The sequence below is a fragment of the uncultured Sphingomonas sp. genome (assembly GCF_964243315.1).
GTDB lineage: Bacteria > Pseudomonadota > Alphaproteobacteria > Sphingomonadales > Sphingomonadaceae > Sphingomonas.
Genome location: NZ_CAXTEM010000089.1, coordinates 1 through 7,245, shown reverse-complemented (window position 1 = coordinate 7,245; position 7,245 = coordinate 1). Strand labels below are relative to the sequence as shown.

The window sequence follows — 7,245 nt, the reverse complement described above, 5'->3', positions numbered from 1 at the left end:
GCCATGAAGTTGATCTTCTCCGGCGTCGCCATCTGCGCGGGGATGACGAGGTCGCCCTCGTTCTCGCGATCCTCGTCGTCGACCAGGATGAACATCCGCCCGTTCTTCGCCTCGTCGATGATCTCCTCGGGCGAGGACAGGAATCCGTGACGCAGACGCGCGAGTTCAACCGGCTTTGGCACGATAATGCTCCATCCGTTGCAGGTAGCGGGCCAGCACGTCGATCTCGATGTTGACGGCCTGGCCGGGTTCGATCGCGCCGAGCGTGGTCATCGCCTGGGTATGCGGGATGATGTTGACGCCGAAGCGGCTCGTCTCGGCATCGTCCTGCACCTTGTTGACGGTCAGCGAGACGCCGTCGATCGTGATCGATCCCTTGGTTGCGACGAACGGCGCGATATCGCTAGGCACGACGATCTCGATGCGCAGCGAATCGCCCTCGCGCCCGACCGCCGCGACCTCGGCGATGCCGTCGACATGGCCGGTGACGATGTGGCCGCCGAGTTCGTCGCCGAGCTTCATCGCGCGCTCGAGGTTCAGTCGCCGTCCCGCGGTCCATTGCCCCCGTGCAGTGCGATCGATAGTTTCGCCCGACACGTCGACCGCGAACCAGTTCGGCCCCTTGTCGACGACGGTCAGGCAGACGCCCGAACACGCGATCGACGCGCCGAGATCCACCGACGCGGTATCGTAGGCGGTGTTGACGACGATGCGCGTGTCGCCGCGCGTTTCGACGCGGTCGATCGTGCCGATATCAGAGACTATTCCGGTAAACATCAGCGCCGCTCGTAGACCTCCAGCCGGTCACTGCCAAGCATCCGGGCATCGTGGAGCCGCCAGACGTCATGCGCCGCCCCCAGATCGGGCAAGCCGATGTCGCCGAGTGCGGGCTTGCCGCTGCCGATCAGGATCGGTGCGCGGTACAATAGCAGGCGGTCGACCAGATCGGCGGCGAGGAACGCCGCGGCCGCCTGTGCCCCGCCTTCGACCAGCAGGTGATCGACATCGACAAGCGCCGCGATCGCTGCCGGGTGGCGCACGATCTCCCATCCCGACGGGGCGTCGCCGCGTGACAGGAGGAGCCGGCGCGGCGCGCGCGATTCGAGCCCGGCAAGACGGACGTCGAGCGTCGGCGCATCCGCGTCCAGCGTGCCGCGCCCCACCAGGATCGCCTCGTGTCGGCTCCGCTCGAGATGTGCGTGCGCCCGCGCGGCGGCACCGGTGATCCAGCGACTCGATCCGTCCGCCATCGCGATCCGCCCGTCGAGCGAGGTGGCGAGCTTCAGCGTGACGTGAGGCCGTGCGAGCAACCGTCGGGTCAGGAACCCCGCCATCGATCGGCGAGCCTCCACGACGCGGACCTCGCTGACGGTGGAGACGCCCGCGGCGCGTAAACGCTCGAGTCCAGCACCGTCGGTGCGCGGATCGGGATCGCCGATCGCCACGACTACCCGCGCGACGCCCGCCTCGATCAGCAGGTCGGCACATGCCGGCCCGCGTGATGACAAGTGCGCGCAGGGTTCGAGCGTGACGTAGCTAGTTGCGCCGCGCGACTTGGCTCCCGCCGCCGCCAGCGCCATCGCCTCGGCATGCGGACGCCCGCCGGGCTGGGTCCAGCCGCGCCCGACGACGCGACCATCCGCTACGATGATGCAGCCGACATTGGGGTTGGGGGCGGTCCGTCCGCGGCTGCGTTCGGCCAGCGCCAGCGCAGCACCGATCCAGCGATCGTCGCTCAGAGACCCCATTTCGTCATCTGGTCGTCGAGCTTCTTGAATTGCGCGCGCTTCTTGTCGTCGAACGCCTTTTCCTCGGCGAGCCGCTTTTCCTTCTTCGCCTGATCGACGATCTGCGCGGCGCGGATCTCGTCGTCGGTGCGGTTCAGCGTCCACTGCTCGACATAGATGATGTCGGGCTTGTAGACCGGCTCGCGATAACTGTCCTTCACGAACGCCCAGACGAGGATCGCCGTGATCGTCATCGCGAGCACGAGGAAGCCGAGTTCGTAGGGCTGCCGCTGCGCGAGGAACACGCGCAGATCCTGGTAGGCGCGCAGCGGCGATAGGCGGGCGAAGAACTGCATGATCGCCAAGATAGGGAGGCGATCGCGGCGAGGCCAGTCCCCGGAGCGGTGGCTCGGCACGGGCACGCCGCCGGTCGTGGCTAGCCCTCCAGCACGAAGGTCAGGCTCATCGTCCGCCACGCCTCGACCGGAATGCCGCCGCGGGTTGCAGGCTTGAAGCGCCACTTGGCAAGCGCGCGGTCGAGCGTCACCTGCCAGAAGGCATCGCTGGTCGCGGCGACCCGCCTGGCTTCCTTCACCCGGCCGTCGGTCCCGATCAACACCCGGACCGTCACTCGGCCTTCGCGTTCGGCGCGGCGTTCGGCCGGCGGGTAGATCGGCTGGAAGTCGCGGGCGTAGCGGCTGTCGATCGCGGGTTCGACGAATGCCATCGGCGGCGGCGGCAACGCGGGTAGGACGACGGTGACGCCCGGATCGATGCCGATGGTCGGGCCGACCGGCGGCGAGGGTTCGATCGTCGCCGTGAAGTCGGTGGTCGGGTTGGTCGCGACCTTCTGCACGGGTGCGACGATCTTCTCCGTCGGTTGGTTCGTGCGCGCGACCGGCTTCTCGATCTTTTCGGGCGGCGGCGGCGGCGTCGGCGGGACGGTGTAGGTCGTCAGCGGATCGTCGGGCTTGGTCGTGCCGATCATCGTCGGCACCGAAAACATCAGCGCGGCGACGAACGCCCCATTGATCGCGATCGCGGCGGTGAGGCCAACGGGATTGACGCGGGTCCTTCGAGCATTCCGGTCGGCATACATGATCCGTCTCCTTCATCTCCTGGTCGTCCCGGTTCGTTCGACCGGTAATAGGGATGCTACATTATAACATTACTTCGTCAAGGGTGATTGTCGCGATCTGGACGCGACCTTTTCGTGCTCCCGCGAAGGCGGGAGCCCAGCACTGGGTCCGCACCTTCGCGGGGACACACAGAGCTCCTAGTCCGAACCCAGCCGCCGAAGCGCGCGCTCGCGCCCGATCAGCGGCAGCAACGCCGCCATGTCCGGCCCGTGGTCGCGGCCGGTCAGCGCCCGGCGCAGCGGCAGGAACAGCGCCTTCCCCGTACGCCCGGTCTCCGCCTTCAACGCGCCGGTCAGCGCATGCCAAGGGTCGGACGACCAGTCGATCGACGCTGCAACGACGCCAGCCCGGTCGAGATAGGCGCGCGCCTCGTCATCTACAGCGGGCGCGTCGATCGGTCCCTCGATCACCTGCCACCAATCGGCCGCATCGGCGACGATCGACAGGTTCGGGCGCACCGCAACCCATTCCGCTTCGCTCATTCCGACGGGCAACCGATCCTTGACCGCCGTATAACCCAGCTGGTGAACGATACGCGCATTGATCTGGGCGAGTTCGGTTTCGTCGAACCGCGCGGGCGCCCGGCCGAACCGCGCGAAATCAAACGACTCGATCAGCGGCGCGGCGTCGACCAGCGGCTCGACTGGATCGCTGGTCCCGATCCGCGCCAGCAGCGCGCGGAGCGCCGGCGGTTCGATCCCTGCCGAGCGGAAATGCTCGACGCCGAGCGAGCCGAGCCGCTTGGACAATTTGCCTTCGCTCCCAACCAGCAGCGCAGCATGCGCGAAGCGCGGCGGCGCGGCGCCCATCGCCGCGAACATCTGCAGTTGGAGCGCCGTATTGGACACGTGATCCTCGCCCCGCACGACATGGCTGATCCCCAGGTCGACATCGTCGATCGCGGACGGCAGCATGTACAGCCACGATCCGTCCGCCCGCCGCACCACCGGGTCGCTCATGGTCGCTGGCTCGAACCGCTGGGCGCCGCGGACCAGATCGTCCCACTCGATCGGCGCATCGTGATCGAGCCTGAACCGCCAGTGCGGGCGCACGCCCTCGCTTTCCAAAGCAGCACGCGCCGCATCGCTGAGCGCCAGCGCCGCACGGTCGTACACCGGCGGCAGCCCGCGCCCGAGCTGCACCTTACGCTTCAGCGCAAGTTCTTCGGCGCTCTCATAGGCAGGGTAGATCCGGCCCGCCGCAACCAGCATCGCGAACCGATCTTCGTACAACGGGAAGCGATCCGACTGGCGCGCCTCCGCATCCGGGGTCAGACCCAGCCACTCGAGATCGGCGCGGATCGCGTCGACGAACCGCTCCTCGCTCCGCTCCGCATCGGTATCGTCGATCCGCAGCACGAACCGGCCGCCGAACTTGCGCGCGAACAGCCAATTATGGAGTGCGGCGCGGATGTTGCCGACATGAAGCATGCCGGTCGGCGATGGCGCGAAGCGGGTGACGGTCGTCATGCGATCGTCGCATAGGCGACGGACGGGGCGCGGCAACCCCCTTCCGCTTGACGGAACCCAGGACTAAGGCGGCGCTCCACGGGTGGGGGATGCGCGCATGAAGCTGATGACCGGCAATTCGAACCTGCCGCTCGCGCGGGAGATCGCGGCGTATCTGGAGATCCCGCTCACCGAGGCGCTGGTGCGACGCTTCGCCGACGAGGAAATCTTCGTCGAGATCCAGGAGAACGTTCGCGGCGAGGATGTCTTCGTGCTCCAGTCGACCGGCTATCCCGCCAACGACAACCTGATGGAATTGCTGATCATGATCGATGCGCTGAAGCGCGCGTCGGCCACGCGTATCACCGCGGTAATCCCGTATATGGGCTACGCCCGGCAGGACCGGAAACCCGGCCCCCGCACGCCGATCTCCGCAAAACTGGTCGCCAACCTGATCACCGTCGCGGGTGCCGACCGGGTGCTGTCGGTCGATCTCCATGCCGGGCAGATCCAGGGCTTCTTCGATATCCCGACCGACAATCTCTACGCCGCGCCGGTGATGTCGGCGGACATCAACGCCCGCTTCAAGGGCAAGAACCTGATGGTCGTGTCACCCGACGTCGGCGGCGTCGTCCGCGCCCGGGTGCTTGCCAAGCGGCTCGACAATGCGCCGCTCGCGATCGTCGACAAGCGCCGCGAGCGTGCGGGCGAATCGGAGGTGATGAACATCATCGGCGAGGTCGAGGGGCGCTTCTGCATCCTGGTCGACGATATCGTCGATTCGGCGGGCACCCTATGCAACGCCGCCGCCGCACTGCGCGAAGCCGGCGCCGAGGACGTGATCGCCTATGTCACCCACGGCGTGCTGTCGGGCGGAGCGGTGGCGCGAGTCGAAGGGTCCGCGCTTCGCGAACTGGTGATCACCGATTCGATCGGCAATCACGAATCGATTTCGGCGTGCCGGCGGATCCGCCACCTCGCGATCGCACCGCTGCTCGGCGAGGCGATCAAGCGCATTGCCGACGAGACCAGCGTGTCGAGCCTGTTCGACTGATCGCGCCCGTCCCGTCGTTCCCACTACGAATTCGGTACTACCGTGCTCAGCGAAGGGACAGCGCCACGATGTGGTCGAACACCGCCGGATGCAGCGGCTTCGAGAACGCACAGCCATATTTATACTTGTCGCGCCACGCGACGACCGCCTCGAGCGCTGCCAATCCGGGTAACGTCAGCCACACGATCGTCCCCGGCCACAGCGTAAAGCTGGTCTCCGCGCGAAAGCCCGAGCGCGACAGATCGGTTACTTCGATCTCGAAGCGCGTCTGACCGCGATCGCGCAGATGCGCGCGCATCCTGACCGACTTGCGCAACGCCTGGCGCGCATCGTCGTCGACAACATCATAAGGCGGTGCGAACGTCGGCTGTTCCATGGCGATCGGTTTGCCATGCGAGTGGTTAGCGTTCGGTAAATGCCTCGTCTTGCATACTTTCTTTCGGCGCCCGCACGCCGCGTCGATTGCGCTTCTTGAGCTCGGCCTTCAGCGACTCGGGACGCGGCGCCACGAGGAAGCCGAAGCTCACGGTCCCGTCGCGCGTCTCGACGACGTGATGCAACCGGTGCGACTGGACGATCCGCTTCATGTACGGGGATTTCGGCAGATACCGCGTCGGGATCCGGTTGTGCACGATCACGTCGTGGAAGCCGAAATAGATCGCGCCATACGCCGCGACGCCAGCGCCGATCCACAGGAAGCCCGGCCACCAGCCGAGTTGCAGCGCGCCGAAGATCAGCAGGAACGACGGCACCGCGAAGATCGCCGCATAAAGATCGTTCAGCTCGAAATGGCCGGTACGCGGGCGATGGTGGCTTTCGTGCAGGAACCAGCCGACGCCGTGCATGATCCAGCGATGCGCGGCATAGGCGACCCCCTCCATCAGCGCGATGGTGGCGACGAAGAGCAGGATTCCGAGCGGCCAGGTCATCCTCGCCATATAGGCGCACGACACGGCGAACGCGAGTATCGCAGTGCAGCAGGGGTGGATTCAGCCGGCCAACCGTGCTTTAGCCAAGCCATTCCCGATCTTCGAAAAGGCGGAGCCGCCCCCCATGAACATCCATGAATATCAGGCCAAGGAACTGCTCGCCAAGTTCGGCGTCCCCGTCCCCGCCGGCCATGCCGCGCTGACCGTTGACGAAGCCGTCGAGGCAGCCGCCAAGTTGCCCGGACCGCTCTACGTCGTGAAGGCGCAGATCCACGCCGGTGGCCGCGGCAAGGGCAAGTTCAAGGAACTCGGCCCCGACGCGAAGGGCGGCGTCCGCCTCGCCAAGACCGCGGACGAGGTTCGCGCCGCGGCGACCGACATGCTCGGCAACACGCTGGTGACGATCCAGACCGGCGACGCTGGCAAGCAGGTCAACCGCCTCTACGTCACCGACGGTGTCGACATCGCCAAGGAATTTTACCTTGCGCTGCTCGTCAATCGCGCGACCGGCCGGGTATCGATGGTCGCGTCGACCGAAGGCGGCATGGACATCGAAACCGTCGCGCATGACACGCCCGAGAAGATCCATGCGATCGACATCGACGCCGCGACCGGCTTCATGCCGCATCACGGCCGCGCCGTTGCCGCTGCGCTGGAGCTGACCGGCGATCTCGCCAAGCAGGCCGCCTCGACCGCGTCGAAGCTGTACGACGCGTTCCTCGGCACCGATGCCGAGCAGATCGAGATCAACCCGCTCGCGGTCACCGACGACGGTAAGCTGATGGTGCTCGACGCCAAGGTGGCGTTCGACGGCAACGCGCTGTTCCGCCACAAGGATCTGCTTGAGCTGCGCGACGAGACCGAAGAGGATCCGGCCGAGCTGGAAGCGTCGAAGTACGACCTCGCCTATATCAAGCTCGACGGCGACATCGGCTGCATGGTCAACGG

Annotated in this window: 10 protein-coding genes; 2 read left to right on the top strand and 8 right to left on the bottom strand. The window is 66.6% G+C overall.

Annotated elements, in window-relative coordinates; translation table 11 throughout:
- The 6 genes from ACFE77_RS15555 to ACFE77_RS15530 form a co-directional block, all read right to left on the bottom strand.
- The coding region (locus ACFE77_RS15555) for a 3,4-dihydroxy-2-butanone-4-phosphate synthase (RefSeq protein ID WP_375422558.1) at positions 1-182 on the bottom strand (182 nt) is incomplete at its 3' end.
- Positions 166-777, bottom strand: coding sequence for a riboflavin synthase (locus ACFE77_RS15550; RefSeq protein ID WP_375422557.1), 612 nt, complete (start codon positions 775-777; stop codon positions 166-168). The genes ACFE77_RS15555 and ACFE77_RS15550, both read right to left, overlap by 17 nt.
- On the bottom strand, positions 777-1,748 hold the full coding sequence (gene ribD / locus ACFE77_RS15545; protein ID WP_375422556.1) for a bifunctional diaminohydroxyphosphoribosylaminopyrimidine deaminase/5-amino-6-(5-phosphoribosylamino)uracil reductase RibD: 972 nt from the start codon (positions 1,746-1,748) through the stop codon (positions 777-779). Before ribD ends, ACFE77_RS15550 begins: the two co-directional genes overlap by 1 nt.
- Positions 1,736-2,083: a hypothetical protein gene (locus ACFE77_RS15540; protein WP_375422555.1), complete on the bottom strand. Its 348-nt coding sequence runs from the start codon at positions 2,081-2,083 to the stop codon at positions 1,736-1,738. The genes ribD and ACFE77_RS15540 overlap by 13 nt, the downstream gene beginning before the upstream one ends.
- Positions 2,084-2,163: 80 nt before the next feature.
- Positions 2,164-2,826: an energy transducer TonB gene (locus ACFE77_RS15535; protein WP_375422554.1), complete on the bottom strand. Its 663-nt coding sequence runs from the start codon at positions 2,824-2,826 to the stop codon at positions 2,164-2,166.
- Positions 2,827-3,003: 177 nt separating this feature from the next.
- Positions 3,004-4,335: a glutamate--tRNA ligase gene (locus ACFE77_RS15530; protein ID WP_375422553.1), complete on the bottom strand. Its 1,332-nt coding sequence runs from the start codon at positions 4,333-4,335 to the stop codon at positions 3,004-3,006.
- Positions 4,336-4,432: 97 nt separating this feature from the next.
- Between ACFE77_RS15530 and ACFE77_RS15525 the strand changes: the two genes are divergently transcribed.
- Complete coding sequence (locus ACFE77_RS15525) at positions 4,433-5,368, top strand: ribose-phosphate pyrophosphokinase (RefSeq protein WP_375422552.1); 936 nt, start codon at positions 4,433-4,435, stop codon at positions 5,366-5,368.
- Between the two features lie 46 nt (positions 5,369-5,414).
- On the opposite strand, the gene ACFE77_RS15520 is transcribed toward ACFE77_RS15525, so the two are convergent.
- Positions 5,415-5,744, bottom strand: a complete 330-nt coding sequence (locus ACFE77_RS15520) for a pilus assembly protein PilZ (protein ID WP_375422551.1) — start codon at positions 5,742-5,744, stop codon at positions 5,415-5,417.
- Positions 5,745-5,769: 25 nt separating this feature from the next.
- Complete coding sequence (locus ACFE77_RS15515; RefSeq protein WP_375422550.1) at positions 5,770-6,297, bottom strand: beta-carotene hydroxylase; 528 nt, start codon at positions 6,295-6,297, stop codon at positions 5,770-5,772.
- Positions 6,298-6,421: 124 nt separating this feature from the next.
- On the opposite strand from ACFE77_RS15515, the gene ACFE77_RS15510 reads away from it, so the two are divergent.
- On the top strand, positions 6,422-7,245 hold an 824-nt coding region (locus ACFE77_RS15510; RefSeq protein WP_375422549.1), incomplete at its 3' end, for a succinate--CoA ligase subunit beta.